Origin of the sequence: Streptomyces sp. NPDC098789, from assembly GCF_044759975.1 — a bacterium.
GTDB lineage: Bacteria > Actinomycetota > Actinomycetes > Streptomycetales > Streptomycetaceae > Streptomyces.
This window is the reverse complement of the sequence record NZ_JBIWAJ010000014.1, coordinates 55,183-71,164: the sequence shown is the minus strand read 5'-3', so window position 1 is coordinate 71,164 and position 15,982 is coordinate 55,183. Positions and strand designations below refer to the sequence as shown.

The following is a 15,982-nucleotide window of genomic DNA, read 5'->3' as shown; positions in this document are numbered from 1 at the left end:
CGCAGCCGAGCCGCGGCCGGCTCCACCGACTAGGCGGTGGTGCACTTCCCGCCGGTCGTCGTGCCCGTGGTCCGGGAGAGGGACAGGGAGACGGCCAGGCCGGAGGCGTCGGCCCGGGCGCCGGTCAGCCGGGCGCCGTCGGGGAGTTCGCCGACCGGGACCGTGCGCGGGGCGAGCTCCTCGGTGAAGGAGGACGCGCCGGGGAGGCCCGCCAGTGAATCGATCGGCATGGTGCGGCCCAGCACCGTCACGGTGGTCGGCGTGACGGTCAGGCTGTCGGCCGTGGCGGTGACACCGGCGTGGACGGTCACGGGCAGGCTCAGGGCCCCGGTGCCGGCGCGCCCGGTCAGGGTCAGGCCGCTGCCGTCACCGCCGACCGTCATGCCCGGAGCCGCATCGGCCAGCCGCTTCTGCAGGGCGGCGTACGGGACGCTCGCCGTCGCCGTCCCGCCGCTGGTCGCCCCGTCGGTGGTGACGTCGCGCAGATCGGCCCGGACGTCCATCTCGGTGTCGGCGTGCCGCACGCGGCGCGCGTCGATGCGTACGGTGCCCAGGTCGCCGGTGAGCGAACGCAGCCCGGCGAGCGGGTCCAGCAGGTCCGCCGTGACCGGGCCCGCGGGCGAGAGCCGGCAGGCGGCCGCCTCCTCGATCCGCTGGCGGGCGACGTGCTCGACGGTGAGGTCCGTGACCGCGCCGGCGGCCGTCAGCGTCAGGCCGACGCCTATGAGCAGGGGTACGGGGCGGCGGAGCAGGGGGCGGCGGGGCGCGGGGCGGCTGGACTTCACGACGCGGTGGTTCCGATCTCGTGCAGGATGTCGAAGGAGCGGACCAGGAGGTGCGCGGGGGCGGCATCGGTGACGGTGCCCGCCTGGCGGCGGCGGCGCTGGGTGCGCAGGACGGCGCGCACCGAGGACATGGCCGCCCCCGCGATCACCGCGGCCCGCAGGTCCGCGTCGGGCGCGTCCCGGGGGAGCCGCCGCTCGACGAGGAGGGTGAGCCGGTCCTCGAAGGCGGCGAAGGCCTCGACGAGCCGGGCCGCGATCAGCGGCTCCGCCCCCTCGATGGGGTGGGTCAGTGCCGTGAGGGTGGAGGCGGCGAACGGCTGCGCCGCGGTGAGCAGCGCGTTGCAGATCGCGCCCAGTGGGTCCTCCTCGTGCGGACGGGTGGCGAGGGCCGCCTCGACGTACTCGAACAGCAGGTTCATGTCCGGCAGCAGGAGGGCTTCCTTGCTGTCGAAGTAGCGGAAGAACGTCCGCTCCGAGACGTTCGCGCACGCGGCGATGTCCGCGACCGTGGTCCCCGCGAAACCGCGCGCGGCGAAGAGCGCGGCGGCCCCCTCCCGGAGCCTGGTGCGGGTCAGCTCCTTCTTGCGTCGCCGCAACCCCGCGTCTGTTCCCGTCTGCGGCCCTGTCCCTGGCTCTGCCCCTGTCCCTGGCTCTGTCCCTGACCCGGCGGCGGGTTCGATGCGCATGGCAGCAGCCTAGCAATCACGTCACCCCTGTCAATTGTCAGTCCTGCCACTTTCCCTCTATGGTCGTCCGTGCCGTAAGTGTCAGTCCTGCCAATTCATGGAGGTGTCGTGTCTTCCGCACGCTTTCGAGGCCCGGCTCCGGCCCAGGTCGCTCGCGAACCCGAAGTCGAACGGCCCGGCCGTCTCGGCCGCCTCGGCGGATTCTGCGCACGGCACCCGCTGTGGGTGATCGCGGCCTGGCTGCTCCTCCTGGCCGCCGTGTTCGCGGGCCGTCAGGCCGTCGGGCCGACGTACAGCGACGAGGTGTCCCTGCCCGGCAGCAGCTCCCACACCGGCGCGGAGCTGCTGGCGGTGTCCGCCCCCGCCGCCGGCGCCCCCAACGGGCGCGTCGTCCTCCACGTGGACTCCGGCACGGTGGCGCAGCACCCCGGGGCGGTGGACCGTACGCTCGCCGACCTCAGGGCGCTGCCGCACGTGACCGCCGTCTCCCCGCCGAGCACCAGCGCGGACGGCCGTACCGTCGCCGCCACCGTCTCCTTCGACCGGCAGGTCAAGACCCTGGGGCACGGCTACACCGAGCGCCTCGACGAGGCCACCGCCCCCGCCCGCGCCGCCGGGGTCCAGGTCGCCTACGGCGGCGACCTGGGCCAAGTGGTGCGCGAACCCGCCGACGACCGGACCGCCGAACTGATCGGCATCGCCGCGGCCCTGCTGATCCTGTTGCTCGCCTTCGGCAGCATCGCCGCCGCCCTGCTGCCCCTGGTCACCGCACTGCTCGCCGTGGGCGTCGGGCTGGGCGCGGTCGGGATCACCGCGGGCGTCGTCACCTTCGCCACCTCCGCGCCCACCCTGGCCACGATGATCGGGCTGGGCGTGGGCATCGACTACGCGCTCTTCCTGACCACCCGCTTCCGCCAGGACCTGCTCGACGGGCACGATCCGGTCGCCGCCGCATCCCGCACCACCGCCGGTAGCGGCCGGTCCGTCCTGGTCGCCGCCGTCACCGTCGCGGTGGCCATGTTGAGCCTGTACGCCTGCGGCCTGAGCCTGATCGGCAAGCTCGGGTTGGCCGCGGCCATCGCCGTGGTGGTGACGGCGGCGGCCTCGCTGACGCTCGTGCCCGCGGCGCTCGGCCTGGTCGGCCGCCGGATCGACCGTTTCGCCGTGCGCCGCCCGGTCGCGGAGACCGGCGGGGAGCGCGACGGGTGGCACCGCTACGCCGCACTCGTCGCCCGGCGCCCCTGGGCCTTCCTCGCGGCGGGCACGGCGCTACTGGCACTGTGCGCCGTACCGATGTTCTCGATGCGGCTCGGCCACGTCGACGACGGCGCCGACGCCCCCGGGACGGTCACCCGCAACGCCTACGACTGGACGGCCGGGGCCGCGGGTCCGGGATTCGGTCCCGGAGCGGCCGGCACCTTCGTGGTCGTGGCGGACGTCAGCCGGGCCGGCGCCCCGGTCGACCGGATCGGCGCGGGACTCGCCGACGCCCTGCGCTCCACCCCCGGGGTCGCCGGGATCACCCCCGTGACCGCCAGCCCGGACGGAAAGCTGCTGATCACCACGCTCACCCCCACCACCGGACCGCAGAGCGCGGCCACCGGGCACCTCTTCACCGAGCTGACCGACACCACCCTGCCCGGGGCGCTCGACGGCTCCGGAGCGCGCGGCTACCTGACCGGGTCCACCGCCGGGCAGCTCGACTTCCGGGACACCGTCACCGCGCGCCTGCCCTACATCATCGCGATCGTGCTTGCCGCCGCGCTGCTCCTGCTCACGGCCGTCTTCCGCAGCGTCGTGATCCCGGTGAAGGCGGTGCTGATGAACCTCCTCACCACGGCCGCCTCCTACGGGATCCTCGTCGCGGTCTTCCAATGGGGCTGGGGCAGCGCCCTGTTGGGGCTGTCCGAGCCCGTGCCCATCGAGTCCTACGTGCCGATGATGATGTTCGCGATCGTCTTCGGCCTGTCCATGGACTACGAGATCTTCCTGCTCTCCTCCGTCGCCGAGACCTACCGCCGGACCGGGGACAACACCGTCGCGGTCGGCACCGGCCTTTCGGTCACCGGCCGGGTCATATCCAGCGCGGCCTTCATCATGACCGCGGTGTTCCTCTCCTTCGCCGCCTCGCCCACGGTCGTGGTGAAGATGCTCGCCCTCGGCCTGGCCGTCAGCGTGGTGCTGGACGCGACCGTGGTGCGGCTCGTGCTGGTGCCGTCCGCCATGTTCCTGATGGGCAGGGGGAACTGGTGGCTGCCCCGTTGGCTCGACCGGGTCCTGCCGCGGATCCACTCCTGAGCCGCCGCCGGCCCTCCCTCCGGGGCATGCGTGTCACGTCACCCGGGGGCGGTCCGTTCGAAGGCCCGGAGCAGGTCCGCCGCGACGCTCACCGCGATCGTGGCGGGTTCCTTGCCGGTGATGCCGGCCGTTCCGATCGGGCTCTTGATCAGATCGATGGTGGCGGCGTCGTGGCCGCCCTCCGTGGACAGCCGGCGGCGGAACCGCGCCCACTTCGCGGCCGAGCCGATCAGGCCGATCGAGCCGAGACCGGGCGTGCGCAGGGCCGCGTCACAGAGGGCGGCGTCCTCGGCGTGGTCGTGCGTCATGATCAGGACGTGCGTGCCGGGCGGCAGCTCGGCGAGCACCTCCTCCGGGAGCAGCGGCGCGTGGTGGACGCTGACCTGCGCCACCGCGTCCGCGAGCACGCCGAGCCGTTCCTCGGCGAGCACGTCGGGGCGGGAGTCGACCAGGTGCAGATCGATGCTGTGACGGGCCAGGATCCGCGCCAACTCCAGTCCGACGTGCCCGACGCCGAAGATCGCCACGGCCTGGACCACCGGCAGTGGTTCGAACAGGACGCTCACCGCTCCGCCACAGCACTGCACGCCGTGCCGGCCGGTCACCTTGTCGTTGAGGGCGAACTCGATCAGCTCCGAGTCGGCGTCGGGCAGTCCGATCAGCTCGCGGGCCCGGTCGATCGAGACGGCCTCGATGTTGCCGCCGCCGATCGACCCCCAGGTCTCGCTCTCGCCGACGACGAGCTTGGCGCCGGCCCCGCGCGGGGCGTGGCCGCGCACGGTCGCGACGGTCACCAGCACGCCGGACTCCCGGCGGGCCCGCAACCGCGCGACCGCGGCGACCCAGGACATGTCAGGCATCGCGCGGAGCGCTCTCGTCGAGGAGGAACGCGCTGCCGCTCTCCGCGCTGCCGCTTTCCGCGCTGCCGCTTTCCGCGCTGCCGCTTTCCGGGAGGTCGCTCTTCTCGCCGACACCCGGCCGCGCGCCGCCCGACCGTACGCCGCCCGCGCGGGCCGATTCGACGGCCCAGTACACGGCTTCCGGCGTGGCGGGGGAGGCCAGCTCCACGCTGGCCCCGGCGGGCCCGAACGCGGCGGCCGCCTGCCGCAGTGCCTCGCGGACCGAGAAGGCCAGCATCAGCGGGGGCTCACCCACCGCCTTGGACCCGTAGACCGCGCCCTCCTCGGTGGCGTTCTCCAACAGCCTGACGTTGAACTCCGCCGGCATCTCCGAGAAGCTCGGCAGCTTGTAGGTGCTCGCGGCCTGGGTCAACAGCCGTCCGCGGTGCGGCCCGTCACCGTCGTCCCAGCGCAGGTCCTCGAGCGTCAACCAGCCGGCGCCCTGTACGAAACCGCCTTCGACCTGACCGATGTCGATCAGCGGGGACAGGCTGTCGCCGACGTCGTGCACGATGTCCACCCGCCGGATCCGGTACGCGCCGGTGAAGCCGTCCACCTCCACCTCGGCAGCGGCCGCGCCGTACGAGAAGTACTTGAAGGGTGAGCCGTGGAAGCTCTTCGGGTCCCAGTGCAGTCCTTCGGTCCGGTAGAAACCGGCCGCCGACAACTGGACCCGCTGGAAGTACGCCGTGCGCACCAGGTCGTCCCAGGCCACCTCGCCGTCGCTGCCGAGGACGCGTGCGACGCCCCCGACGATGCGCACGTCCGAGGCGTTCGTACCGAGCTGGGTGGCGGCCACCTGGAGCAGCCGCCCGCGCAGCTGCTCGCAGGCGTTCTTGACCGCCGCGCCGTTGAGGTCCGCCCCCGCACTGGCGGCGGTGGCCGAGGTGTTGGGCACCTTGTCGGTCCGTGTGGGCGCCAGCCGCACCTTGTGCAGCGGGATGCCGAGCGTGGTCGCGGCCACCTGCAGCATCTTGGTGTGCAGGCCCTGCCCCATCTCGGTGCCGCCGTGGTTGATCAGGACCGAACCGTCCTTGTAGATCAGCACCAGGGCGCCCGCCTGATTGAAGGCGGTGAGGTTGAAGGAGATCCCGAACTTGATCCCCGTCACCGCGATCGCCCTCTTGGTGTGCGGGTGCGCGGCGTTGAAGGCCGCGATCCCGCGCCGGCGCCCGGCGAGGTCGGCGTCCTCCTGGACCTCCCGCCAGACGGTGGAGATGCGTTCGGGGTGGCTCACCGGCTGCCCGTACGGCGTCGAATGGCCCTGCCGGTAGAAGTTGCGCTCCCGCAACTCCATCGGGTCCAGGCCGAGCAGCGGCGCGCACCGGCCCATGACGTCCTCGATCACCAACATGCCCTGCGGGCCGCCGAAGCCGCGGAAGGCGGTGTTGGAGACCTTGTTGGTCTTGGCGATGCGGCCGCGGACGCGGGCGTTGGGGATCCAGTAGGTGTTGTCGATGTGGCACATCGCGCGCGCCACGACCGGCTCGGAGAGGTCCAGGCTCCAGCCGCCGTCCGCCGTCAAGGTGGCGTCCAGGGCCTGGATGCGGCCCTCGGAGTCGAAGCCGATCTTCCACGAGGCGTGGAAGCCGTGCCGCTTGCCCGACATGGTCAGGTCCTGGGTGCGGTTGAGCCGTACCCGCACGGGCCGACCGGTCAGCCGGGCACCGAGCGCGGCGATCGCCGCGAAGCCGTGCGGCTGCATCTCCTTGCCGCCGAAGCCGCCACCCATGCGCAGGCACTGCACGGTCACCTCGTGGCTGTGCAGACCGAGGACGTGCGCGACGATCTCCTGCGTCTCGGAGGGATGTTGGGTGCTGCTCTGGACGAACACCTGCCCGTTCTCGTCGATCAGCGCCAGCGCCGCGTGCGTCTCCAGGTAGAAGTGCTCCTGGTCGGAGAACTGCAACTCGCCGGTGAACACGTACGCGGAGTCCTCGAAGCCGGCCTCGACGTCCCCGGTCGCCATCTCGGGCCGGGCGCCGTGGAAGCTGCCGGCCGCGATGGCGTCCTGGAGCGTGATCAAGGACGGCTGCTCGTCGAGGTCCACCTCGACGGCCGCCGCCCCGAGCCGGGCGGCTTCCAAGGTCTCGCCGAGCACCCAGGCCACCGCGTGCCCGTGGAACATGACCTCGTCGGGGAACAGCGGTTCGTCGTGCTTCATCCCGGCGTCGTTGACGCCCGGTACGTCGGCCACGGTCAGCACGCGGACCACGCCGGGCACGGCGAGCGCCGGCCCGGTGCGCAGCCCGGTGATCCTGCCCCGGGCCTTCATGACCTGGACCGGGTGGGCGTGGAGCACGTTCTTGGTACGGGCGACCAGATCGTCGGTGTAGAGCGCGGCGCCGGTGACGTGCAGGGCGGCGCTCTCGTGCGGCACGGAAAGGCCGACGACGGGCATCTCGGGACGTTCGGACAACTGGCTCATGACGGCACCGCCTCGGTGGTTCGCGCGTACAGCTTCAACAGGCTCTGGCCGAGCATCGCGGAGCGGTATTCGGCGCTGGCGCGGTGGTCGTCCATCGGTGTGCCCTCGCCCCGGAGCACCCGGGCCGCGGCCTCGACGCTCTGCCCCGCCCACGGCCGGCCCTCCAGGGCGGCCTCGGTGGCGAGGGCGCGGATCGGGGTGGCGGCCACGCCGCCCAGGCCGATCCGCGCCGTGCGCACGATCCCGTCCTCGATGTCGAGGGCGAAGGCGACCGCGACGCTGGAGATGTCGTCGAAGCGGCGCTTGGCGATCTTGTGGAAGGCCGTGACCGGCGACAGCGGCAGCGGGACGCGCACGGAGCGGATCAGTTCGTCGGGGCGGCGGACGCTCTGCCGGTAGCCGGTGAAGTAGTCCGCCAGCGGTACGACGCGCTCCCCGGCGGCGCCGGCGAGCACCACCGACGCCTCCAGCGCGAGCAGCGCTGGCGGGCTGTCACCGATGGGGGAGCCCGTACCCAGGTTGCCGCCGAGCGTCGCACCGTTGCGGATGAGCCGGGAGGCGAACTGCGGGAACAGCTGGGCCAGCAGCGGCACGCGGCCGTCGAGCCGGCGCTCGATCTCGGTGAGCGTCAGCGCCGCGCCGATCTCGATGTGGTCGGATTCGACCCGCAGTTCCCGCAGTTCGGGCAGCCGGTCGACGGCCACCACGCAAGGCGCCCGGCGCGCACGGATGTTGACCTCCACGCCCCAGTCGGTGCTTCCCGCGACGACCACCGCGTCGGGGCGTTCGCCCAGCGTCCGCAGGGCGTCGGCCAGCGTGCCCGGTCGCAGGAAGGAGCCTTCGTCGTGGAGGTACCGGGTGGCGACCGGTGCCGGCGGAGCCACTTCGCGACGCCGCCCCAGCGCATCGTCCGGCGCGGGCGCACCGACGGCGAAGGCGGCGTCGCGGATCGGCCGGTAGCCGGTGCAGCGGCACAGGTTCCCGCTCAGCGCGTGCAGGTCGAAGCCGTTCGGGCCGTGCTCGGGATCGGCGTGTGTGTCGCCGTTATCGTCCCGGTCCCCGTCGCCGTGCCCGTCGGCCTGGGTGTCGGCGGCGGGGCAGCGGTCGGGCCGGTAGTACTCGGCCGCCATGCTGCAGACGAACCCCGGTGTGCAGTAACCGCATTGGGAGCCGCCGCGCAGGGCCATCTCCTCCTGCACGGGGTGCAGTACGGGCGGCGCGCCGGGTGTGCCCGTGACGGCGAGGCCCTCGGAGGTGATGACCTCCTGGCCGTCGAGCGCGGCCACCGGGACCAGGCAGGCGTTGACGGCCACCCAGTCGGTGGGCTTGTGCACCCCGGGGCGGGCCACCAGCACGGAACAGGCGCCGCACTCGCCCTCCGCGCAACCCTCCTTGGTGCCGGTGAGGCCGCGCTCGCGCAGGAAGTCCAGCGCCGTGGTGTGGGGCGCGGCCGGTGCGATCGGCATCTCCCGCCCGTTGACCGTGATCCGCGCGGCTACCACGGGACGTTCCCCGTGCGGGGCGCGGTCGTCGTTCTGATGGTCCTGATCGCCATGTCGGGAGCTTTCTTTCTCGGGGTGGCGCAGCTCAACAGCCCGGCGCGCGCGTCGCACGCGAAGGCGTGCCGCGGCCGGTGGGGGAGCGAAGGCGGTGAAAGGAAGAAGAGGAAGAGGTGGCGGGGCCGCAAGGGGGCGCGCCGGGAGGGGGGCTGCTCAGCAGCCGTGTGCGAGACGGCCCGGAGCCCAGGCGGTCTCGTGAGCGAGGCGGTGCGCGCCGGAGATGGTGGACATCGGACGTCGCCTCCTGCCATGTGCTCACGAATTGGTGCGCTGAAGCTACGTCGCCGCGGGACCATCGGTCAAGCCGACATGCCCGGATCCGTCGCACCCGGCGGAACGGGCCGTCGCCCGGCACCGTGGGTGCCGGGCGACGTCGGGTGAATCGGCGGGATCGGGCGGAACGGGTGAATCCGGTGAATCCGGTGAATCCGGTCGACCAGGTGGATCAGGCCGATCAGGTGGACCGGGTGGACCGGGAGGATCAGGCGGTGCAGCGGATCATGATCAGCGGCTTGTTCCCGGCGTAGTCCGCCCAGAACTCCTCGCCGAACTCCTCGACACCGGCGTCGGAGACGTCCAGCGTCACCCACTCGATCCCGGTGAATCCGGCCGCCTTCAGCGTCGTCTCGTACGTCTCCTGCGACGGCGTGGTGGCCTCGAAGGAGACCGGCGGGTCCAGCAGGGCCGTGAGCCGGATCCCGCGGCCGATCTCGTTGTCCCGGCCGGTCGACTCGAACAGGAACCCGTACTTGGCCAGCGTAGGCCCGTCGAAGTCGAAGTCCGGGTTCTGGGCGAACAGGTAGAACGCGCCACCGGCGACGAGGCTGCCCCGGACGCGGTGCATCATCCGCTCGATCTCGGCGACGTCGCTCGCGTAATTGAAGGCCTGCACCGCCACGGCGATGTCGAAGGGCCGGTCGAAGTCGCGCAGGGTGGCCGTGTCCCCGACCTCGTAGTCGATCCCGAGGGGTTCGGACCGCTCCAGGGCGTCGGCCGCGTCGATCATCGCGCCGGAGATGTCGAAGCCGAAGACGCGGGACGCCCCGCGCCGCTTGAGCTCGCGGCTGTAGAAGCCGGTCCCGCAGGCGACGTCCAGTACGGACTTGCCGGTGACGTCACCGATCAGGGCGAGGAAGCCCGGTACCTCGGCGTAACGAATGACGGGCAGGGTCTTGAAGCCTTCGAACGCTTCACCAATGCCGTCGTACAACTGACCACTCATCGTGGCGTTCCCCTCGATTTGTGGCGTCGGCTCTCATGGCGAGCCGCGGCCCTCCCTTCGGAGTCTTCCCGCTGGGCGACAGGAGTCCGTACTGGCTGAAACTACGAACCTGGTCCAGTCGGGGCGGAGTTGGATCCAAAGGACATGAACGACCACCGGGAGTTCGCATCCCCGCGCGCTACCATGCGCATCGGCTGGTCAGCGGGCATGCGGGCGGGGAGACGACTGTGGCCGGAGCGGATGCGCGGGAACTGGCGGCCCGTTGGTGGAAATGGGCCGATGCGGCCCCGAGCGGGCGGAGCCCCGTGCGGGACGCCACCGGCGAGCACGCGCATCGGGGCCAGCCGTCGGACGTCTGGTTCCTCGCGGGCACCTACGGGGGCCGCGTGGTGCGGCGGTGCACGGTGCCGACCGATCGGCCCCTGTTCTTCCCGGTGTTGAACACGCGGCGGCTGGCGCTCGGCTTCTCCGCGCGGCCGTCGCGCATCGCGACCTCACGTGCCGAGGCCGAGCTGAACGGCATACCGCTGCCCGTCCGCGAGGCCGCCTCGAAGCGCTTCTGGTCCGTCGGGCCGCAGGTCGCCTGGGGCCTGTGGAGCACGATCGATCCCCTCCTCCCGGGCGACTACGTCCTGTCCGTCACGGCGAAGACGGAGACGGGCGACTTCCGGGTGGACACCACCTACCACCTCACGGCCGTCCCGTCCGACCCGCACCGACAGGACGCGCCCGGCGCCTGACGGGAGGCGAGCCGGTTCGGGCCCGGGCGCCCCGCGCCGGTCGCGAGCGGCGCGGCCGTGCGCGCGGCTGGACTGTTGATCTTGCTCCGCACCTCGTAGGCTCGGCCTCGAAGATCGCGGAGGGTGGGACAGGATGGTCGTCAACGAGCAGATCGATGCGTCGACGTGGGAGCCCGTGCAGGTGGCGGGATGAGCACGTCAGATGACGGCCGGGTGTACTGCGCCGACGAGGGTCACGTGGTCCGGCGGACCCCGGGCCGCGTGTACGTGGGGTTGGCGGGCGGCCCCCTGGACGGTCAGCTCCTCGATGTGAGCAGCCTGTCCCTGCGGGAGTGGGCGGAGGGAGTGCTCCTGATCACCGATCGCGGGCTGTACGGACCGGGCGGTCGTACCCTCTACAGCCCGTCCGAAGCGGACCCCGGCGGCCCGTTCCGCTGGGAGGGCGACACGCCGTGACCCACGCCGCTCACATGACGAGGACCCGTCCGGTGGGCCGTGCCGGGCGGGCCGCCGTCGAGAAACCATGAGCGGGTCGGTCAACCACCTCCGCCGGGTCGAGTACTACTGGTTCCAGGCGGCCTCCACGCAGACCGGCGCCGGATCCTCCTCCACCTCGCCGAGGAGACGGCCCGCCACAACGGCCACCTGGACATCCTGCGCGAGATGCTCGACGGCTCGACCGGCGACCAGACCCGGCGGAGACCGCGGGCCGAGCCCGCCTACGGTCACGCGCTCCGCCGGACAGGCCCTAGCGCGCGAGCGAGCGCAGCAGGCGTACGTACGGAGTCCAGCGGGCCGGGCGGGCCACCGTGCCCGTGCAGGCGAGTTCGGCGCGGTCCAGGCCGTCCTCCAGGCAGGCGTCGTGCATCCACCGGTAGGCCGCCGGCCAGGTCAGCCGAGCCGGTCCGCTGACCCGCATCGCAAGGGTGTGCCGCAGCACCGTGCGCCCGCCGTCGACGGGCAGCACCGCGAACTCGTGGAAGCCGTCGAATCCGCGCGGCCCGCTGAAAGCCAAGCGGATCCAGGTCCCGGGCACGTACGCGGTGACCGTGTAGCGGACCGGGCCGTGACCGCCGGTCGCACCGACCGCTAGTGGACGGTCGAACTCCATGGCGGGCCAGTTCGGGTGTGGCCAGAGCCGGTCCGCCGCGCCGCCGGACAGGCTGTCGACGAGCGCGCCGACGTCGCTCCCCCCGGCGGCCAGCAGGCGCTCGTGCACGTTGTAGACGCCCATGCGTCCTCCACCTCTCCGTCCATTATTAGAGATCAGTCTCTAATAATGTGGAGGGTACTCTCTGATTCATGGCGAGACCACCCCGCTTCGACACCGACCAGATCCTCGACGCCGCCGTCCGGCTGGCTGCCTCCGCCGGACCGACGGGCGTGACCATGTCCGCCGTCGCCCAGGCGATCGGCGCGCCGAGCGGATCCATCTACCACCGCTTCCCCGGCCGCGCGGCCCTGCTCGCGGAGGTGTGGCTGCGCAGCGTGGAGCGCTTCCAAGAGGGGTACTTCGTCGCGCTCGGCAGCGCCCCCGATCCCCACGGGGCCGCCCGCGCGGCGGCCCGGCACGTGGTCTCCTGGAGCCGCGCCCACCCGGGCGAAGCATCGTTGCTCCTCTACGGCGCCGCGGAGTTCGGCCGGGCCGACTGGTCCGAGGAGCACAGGGAACGCGCGGACCTGGGCAACCATCGCGTGTACGAATCCCTCCACCTGCTCGCCGAAGTCCTGGGCGCGGCAACACCCCAGGACCACGAACGCGTCACCCTGGCCCTGATCGACCTGCCGCTGTCCGTGGTGCGCCGTCACCTGCGCGCCGGCCAGCCGCTGCCCCCGCACGCGGAGGACCTGGCCGAGCAGTGCGCTTCGGCCCTGCTGACCGTCACACCCGGCGAGAGCGCGCCGCGATCGTCGATCGCGTAGCGGGCGGAAGCCGGTGGAAGCCCGTGAATGCCGGCGGAGGCCAGCGGTAGCCGGCGGAGGCCGGAAGAAGTCGGTGGAAGGCCCGTGGACCGCTCTGTTACGGTCCATGGGCCGGCCGCGGGACTCCGGTGCGACTTCCGGAACCTGCCTCTGAAGCAATGATTCGCAGCTCGTGCCCCCATTCCCCGGCCGGCGCCCAGACCTGCGCGGCGACCTACGGGAAATGAAGCGGATGGATTCGTACGGGGACCTCGTCGCTGCCGAAGACGTGCTGCTCTTCGTCAATGCGGCGATCACCTCCACCGGTCAGCGCGAGTTCCACAGCGACGCGGGCGAGCAACTGCTGTCCCTGGACTTCCTCCACGCGTACATCCTGGGCAACTACCGCGACCTGTACGCCGGTGTCCTCGCGCTCGACATCAACGACCACAACGTGGCCCTCATCGTCCGGCGGTTGCTGGAGACCGCCGCCGAGGCCACCGCGGACCAACGCCGCAGCGAGGGCCGGCTGATCGCGTGCCGGCTGGCGACGCTGCCGCCGCAGCGCGTGTACGGGTTGTTCGACGCCCTGCGCCGGGCCGGCGTGAACAACCGGCGCACCCGCGCGATCATGCGCGACTGGCTGTCCGCCCGCCCCGACCCGGCGTTCGACGCCGTGAAGTACCGCAGCGCCCTCAAGCGCGCCCTGCGCCACGCCCACCTGGCCCCCGCCACCGCGGAGTTGGGAACGTTCGTCTTCGCGCCGCTGACCCGCAAGCAGTACGCGACCCCCCTCCTGGAGACGTGGCGCCGCGCGCACTACGAGCAGGCCGCGCTGTACGAGCTGCCCTATACGACCGCCGAGGGCTTCGCCGCCAAACACCGCATCCCCCGGAACGTCTTCCTGGAGCGGATCGCCCCGCGGATGACCCGTCTGGAGACCCTGCGACTGCAGGAGTCCGCGCACAAGGCCGGGGCCGCGGCGGTGCGGGCGGACCTGTCCCGGATGCCGCTGACCCGGTTGGCCACCTACGCGCTGTCGTTGCCGGTCCAGGACCGCGTGCGGCGGCGTGCCGAGCTGACCCGCGCCCTGGAATCGGCCGCCGGCCGGGTGGCCGGGGTGCACCGGGGGAGTTGGGGCAAGGTCACCGCCGTCCTGGACGACAGCTTCTCCACCTCCGGCTCGGTCCACAAGCGCCGTCGGCCGCTGGCCGTGACCCTGGCCTGCCACTACCTCCTCGCGGCCCTCGCCGACGACTACCGCGGGTTGTGGACGTCCGGGCGCACCGATGCCCTGTTGACGTACCCGTACGGGCCGACCCCGTTGGGCCGTCGGCTCCTCGACGCGCTGGACACCGCCCCGTCCAGGCTGGTCATCGTCTCCGACGGATGGGACAACGCGCCTCCCGGCCTGGCCGCCGAGGTGCTGCGGATCTGGCGCACCCGGCTCGATCCCGAACGCCGCACCAGCATCGTGCACCTCAACCCGGTCTACGACGCGGCGGCCTTCGACGTGCGCCGGCTCTCGCCGACGGTGCCCACCACGGGCATCCGCGACGCCGAGGACCTTCCCGCACTGGTGGAACTCGCCCAATTCGCGGAAGGCCGGACCGGCCTGGCCGAGTTGATCACGTACATGGACACCCGTGCGGCCCTGCTGATGGGCGTCCCCGACGAGGAGCGGCCGCGATGACCACGCACGACCGGACCACGCACGACCGGACCTCCCCGGACCCGACCGCGCTGGACCTGGCCGGTCTGACCGCCCGCCCCGCACAGGTCTGGGGCGCGGTGCGTCTCGTACCCCTCGTCCGCGACGAGCCCGTGCACGACCTCCGCCTGCACGCCCGGCTCTACGGTGACGGGCCCGGTCTCGTCGAGGTCGGCCGCCGCGGTGCCTACGTCTCCTACGTCCCGCACGGATTCGTCGCCACATGGACGGGGGACGGCACGCCCGCGGCCGCCTACGGAACCCAGTTCGCCACCGGCGACGACGTGCCCCCGGCCGCCACGATGAGCCTGCGCTTCCACCGCCGGATGGCCCGCCGCCAGGCCAAGGACCGGTTGCGCTTCCTCCCCATGCACCTCGCGCTCGAAGGCTATCTGGCGCTGCACTTCGGCGGCCCCTCGATCGCCTGGGAGGAGTGGTCGCAGCGCGCGATCGGTCAAGGGCTCTCCCCGCGCGTCGAGGAAGCCTACGTGGGCGCCGAAGTGCGCGGACTCGGCGATGCGCTGCGCGTCTTCGAGATCCACCCCGGCCAGTGCGGTGTGCTGGTGTACGTCGCCGACGCGCTCGCGGCCGCGTTCGTGGTCCCGCATCCCGACGACTACCGTGCGCTCCACGCGACGCTCCTGCAGGACCTGTACGGCGAACTGATCCACCACTACGCCACGTTGATGCCACCGGTCCAGGACTTCCGGGCCCGCATCCCGGACGCCGGGATCCGCTCCCTGGCCCACCTGCGCACGGCGGTCGCCGAGCAGGAGCGCGACTGGGCACACTTCCACGACACGACCATGGCCGCCGGACTGCTCGACCACGCCTACGACTGGCAGACGGTCTACCGGATGGGCCGCTTCACCCTCTCCCGCTTCCTGCCGGAGTTCCGTCCCAAGCAGGAGAACCACATCGGTGAGGCCATCACCGACGACCGTGGCAGGATCTCCTACCTCAAGACGTTCCGCCTGTCGGAGAGCCAGGTCCGCCGCGGTCACCTGCTGAGCAAGCTCGCCGCGAACGACTGGCACATGGCGGACACCGCGGCCGAACTCGGCATCGACGAGGCACAGTTGGGCCTGCGCCTGGAATCGGCCGGCTTCGGCTTCCTGCTCCGCCAGGACGTGCTGGACGGCTACCGCAAGCAGGCCCGAACCCGAGCCCGAGCCGGAGCCCGAACCGGAACTCGCCCCCGGCCCTGAACGCCTACCGGAACCCGTACCCGAACCCGAACTACGTCAGCCACTTGCCGTCGACCATCAGATCCCGTCCGGCGATCTCGTCGACCTCGCGCCAGGCCTGGATCAGGTCCGGACGGATGCGGAAGTACGGGTAGTTGCGCTGGGCGCGGGGGTCGAAGCCGGTCTTGGTCGCGAACGCGTCGGCCACGTCGTCGGTGATCCCGTCGGCGACGACCGCGGATCCTTCGATCAGGACCACGTCGCGGGTCTGCCCGATCGTGAGCCGGACCTGGCCGCCGGCGCGGAGGTTGCGGGCCGTGGGGTTGCCGGCCGCCGTCGAGATCAGCAGCGTCTCGCCGTCCCAGAGGAACGACAGCGGCACTAGGTACGGGGTACCCGCCCCGTCGGCAGTGGCCACCCAGGCGTCGACGTCCTCGTCGAGTCGGCGCCGGGTGTCCTGTATGCGCTGCGCGAGAGGTCGGGGCGGGGTGGTCATGGCGTCGGTCTCCTCTTTCGGATGCGGGGGTCGGCGGTCACACGGCCGGGCCGATCGGCCGGCGCGAGG

At 72.3% G+C, this 15,982-nt stretch carries 14 protein-coding genes and 1 pseudogene; 7 read left to right on the top strand and 8 right to left on the bottom strand.

Features of this window, described 5'->3' with window-relative positions:
* Nucleotides 1-29 precede the first annotated feature (29 nt).
* Together ACIQWR_RS26245 and ACIQWR_RS26240 are read right to left on the bottom strand one after the other, a co-directional pair.
* Nucleotides 30-785 carry an LmeA family phospholipid-binding protein gene (locus ACIQWR_RS26245; RefSeq protein ID WP_404014063.1) on the bottom strand — a complete coding sequence of 252 codons (756 nt, stop codon included), beginning with the start codon at nt 783-785 and terminating at the stop codon, nt 30-32.
* Nucleotides 782-1,381 (bottom strand): TetR/AcrR family transcriptional regulator, encoded by a 600-nt coding sequence (locus ACIQWR_RS26240; protein WP_404014060.1) that lies wholly within the window; start codon nt 1,379-1,381, stop codon nt 782-784. Before ACIQWR_RS26240 ends, ACIQWR_RS26245 begins: the two co-directional genes overlap by 4 nt.
* 198 nt (nt 1,382-1,579) lie before the next feature.
* Between ACIQWR_RS26240 and ACIQWR_RS26235 the strand changes: the two genes are divergently transcribed.
* On the top strand, nt 1,580-3,769 hold the full coding sequence (locus ACIQWR_RS26235; protein ID WP_404014057.1) for an MMPL family transporter: 2,190 nt from the start codon (nt 1,580-1,582) through the stop codon (nt 3,767-3,769).
* A gap of 38 nt (nt 3,770-3,807) precedes the next feature.
* Here ACIQWR_RS26235 and xdhC read toward each other — a convergent pair whose 3' ends face one another.
* From xdhC to ACIQWR_RS26215, 4 genes are all read right to left on the bottom strand, one after another.
* Nucleotides 3,808-4,629 carry a xanthine dehydrogenase accessory protein XdhC gene (xdhC, locus tag ACIQWR_RS26230; protein ID WP_404014055.1) on the bottom strand — a complete coding sequence of 274 codons (822 nt, stop codon included), beginning with the start codon at nt 4,627-4,629 and terminating at the stop codon, nt 3,808-3,810.
* Nucleotides 4,622-7,096 carry a xanthine dehydrogenase molybdopterin binding subunit gene (gene xdhB / locus ACIQWR_RS26225; RefSeq protein WP_404014052.1) on the bottom strand — a complete coding sequence of 825 codons (2,475 nt, stop codon included), beginning with the start codon at nt 7,094-7,096 and terminating at the stop codon, nt 4,622-4,624. The genes xdhC and xdhB overlap by 8 nt, the downstream gene beginning before the upstream one ends.
* The gene (locus ACIQWR_RS26220) at nt 7,093-8,598 is read right to left on the bottom strand and encodes a xanthine dehydrogenase small subunit (RefSeq protein WP_404014050.1); all 1,506 of its coding nucleotides are present in this window, start codon (nt 8,596-8,598) and stop codon (nt 7,093-7,095) included. Before ACIQWR_RS26220 ends, xdhB begins: the two co-directional genes overlap by 4 nt.
* 538 nt (nt 8,599-9,136) lie before the next feature.
* On the bottom strand, nt 9,137-9,877 hold the full coding sequence (locus ACIQWR_RS26215; protein ID WP_404014048.1) for a class I SAM-dependent methyltransferase: 741 nt from the start codon (nt 9,875-9,877) through the stop codon (nt 9,137-9,139).
* 227 nt (nt 9,878-10,104) lie between these two features.
* Between ACIQWR_RS26215 and ACIQWR_RS26210 the strand changes: the two genes are divergently transcribed.
* The 3 genes and pseudogenes from ACIQWR_RS26210 to ACIQWR_RS26200 all read left to right on the top strand — a co-directional run.
* The gene (locus ACIQWR_RS26210; protein WP_404014045.1) at nt 10,105-10,617 is read left to right on the top strand and encodes a hypothetical protein; all 513 of its coding nucleotides are present in this window, start codon (nt 10,105-10,107) and stop codon (nt 10,615-10,617) included.
* 189 nt (nt 10,618-10,806) lie between these two features.
* The gene (locus ACIQWR_RS26205) at nt 10,807-11,073 is read left to right on the top strand and encodes a hypothetical protein (RefSeq protein ID WP_404014042.1); all 267 of its coding nucleotides are present in this window, start codon (nt 10,807-10,809) and stop codon (nt 11,071-11,073) included.
* A gap of 120 nt (nt 11,074-11,193) precedes the next feature.
* Nucleotides 11,194-11,304: pseudogene (locus ACIQWR_RS26200) on the top strand (DUF664 domain-containing protein); the annotation flags it as partial.
* Between the two features lie 61 nt (nt 11,305-11,365).
* Here ACIQWR_RS26200 and ACIQWR_RS26195 read toward each other — a convergent pair.
* On the bottom strand, nt 11,366-11,851 hold the full coding sequence (locus ACIQWR_RS26195) for an SRPBCC family protein (protein ID WP_404014039.1): 486 nt from the start codon (nt 11,849-11,851) through the stop codon (nt 11,366-11,368).
* A 68-nt stretch (nt 11,852-11,919) separates the two neighbouring features.
* On the opposite strand from ACIQWR_RS26195, the gene ACIQWR_RS26190 reads away from it, so the two are divergent.
* From ACIQWR_RS26190 to ACIQWR_RS26180, 3 genes are all read left to right on the top strand, one after another.
* Entirely contained in the window at nt 11,920-12,540 is a 621-nt protein-coding gene (locus ACIQWR_RS26190; protein WP_404014036.1) for a TetR/AcrR family transcriptional regulator, read from the top strand.
* Nucleotides 12,541-12,772: 232 nt separating this feature from the next.
* Nucleotides 12,773-14,212, top strand: coding sequence for a hypothetical protein (locus ACIQWR_RS26185; protein ID WP_404014533.1), 1,440 nt, complete (start codon nt 12,773-12,775; stop codon nt 14,210-14,212).
* Nucleotides 14,209-15,438: an ARPP-2 domain-containing protein gene (locus tag ACIQWR_RS26180; RefSeq protein ID WP_404014033.1), complete on the top strand. Its 1,230-nt coding sequence runs from the start codon at nt 14,209-14,211 to the stop codon at nt 15,436-15,438. Before ACIQWR_RS26185 ends, ACIQWR_RS26180 begins: the two co-directional genes overlap by 4 nt.
* Before the next feature lie 31 nt (nt 15,439-15,469).
* Here the strand turns inward: ACIQWR_RS26180 and ACIQWR_RS26175 are convergent, their stop codons facing one another.
* On the bottom strand, nt 15,470-15,913 hold the full coding sequence (locus tag ACIQWR_RS26175) for a pyridoxamine 5'-phosphate oxidase family protein (protein WP_404014030.1): 444 nt from the start codon (nt 15,911-15,913) through the stop codon (nt 15,470-15,472).
* Between the last annotated feature and the right edge of the window lie 69 nt (nt 15,914-15,982).

Excerpts from the sequence above, each read along its gene's own strand:
- ACIQWR_RS26175 (WP_404014030.1), bottom strand. The coding sequence starts at position 15,913 with ATGACCACCCCGCCCCGACCTCTCGCGCAGCGCATACAGGACACCCGG.
- xdhC (WP_404014055.1), bottom strand. The coding sequence starts at position 4,629 with ATGCCTGACATGTCCTGGGTCGCCGCGGTCGCGCGGTTGCGGGCCCGC.
- xdhB (WP_404014052.1), bottom strand. The coding sequence starts at position 7,096 with ATGAGCCAGTTGTCCGAACGTCCCGAGATGCCCGTCGTCGGCCTTTCC.
- ACIQWR_RS26185 (WP_404014533.1), top strand. The coding sequence starts at position 12,773 with ATGGATTCGTACGGGGACCTCGTCGCTGCCGAAGACGTGCTGCTCTTC.
- ACIQWR_RS26180 (WP_404014033.1), top strand. The coding sequence starts at position 14,209 with ATGACCACGCACGACCGGACCACGCACGACCGGACCTCCCCGGACCCG.
- ACIQWR_RS26205 (WP_404014042.1), top strand. The coding sequence starts at position 10,807 with ATGAGCACGTCAGATGACGGCCGGGTGTACTGCGCCGACGAGGGTCAC.
- ACIQWR_RS26195 (WP_404014039.1), bottom strand. The coding sequence starts at position 11,851 with ATGGGCGTCTACAACGTGCACGAGCGCCTGCTGGCCGCCGGGGGGAGC.
- ACIQWR_RS26215 (WP_404014048.1), bottom strand. The coding sequence starts at position 9,877 with ATGAGTGGTCAGTTGTACGACGGCATTGGTGAAGCGTTCGAAGGCTTC.
- ACIQWR_RS26190 (WP_404014036.1), top strand. The coding sequence starts at position 11,920 with ATGGCGAGACCACCCCGCTTCGACACCGACCAGATCCTCGACGCCGCC.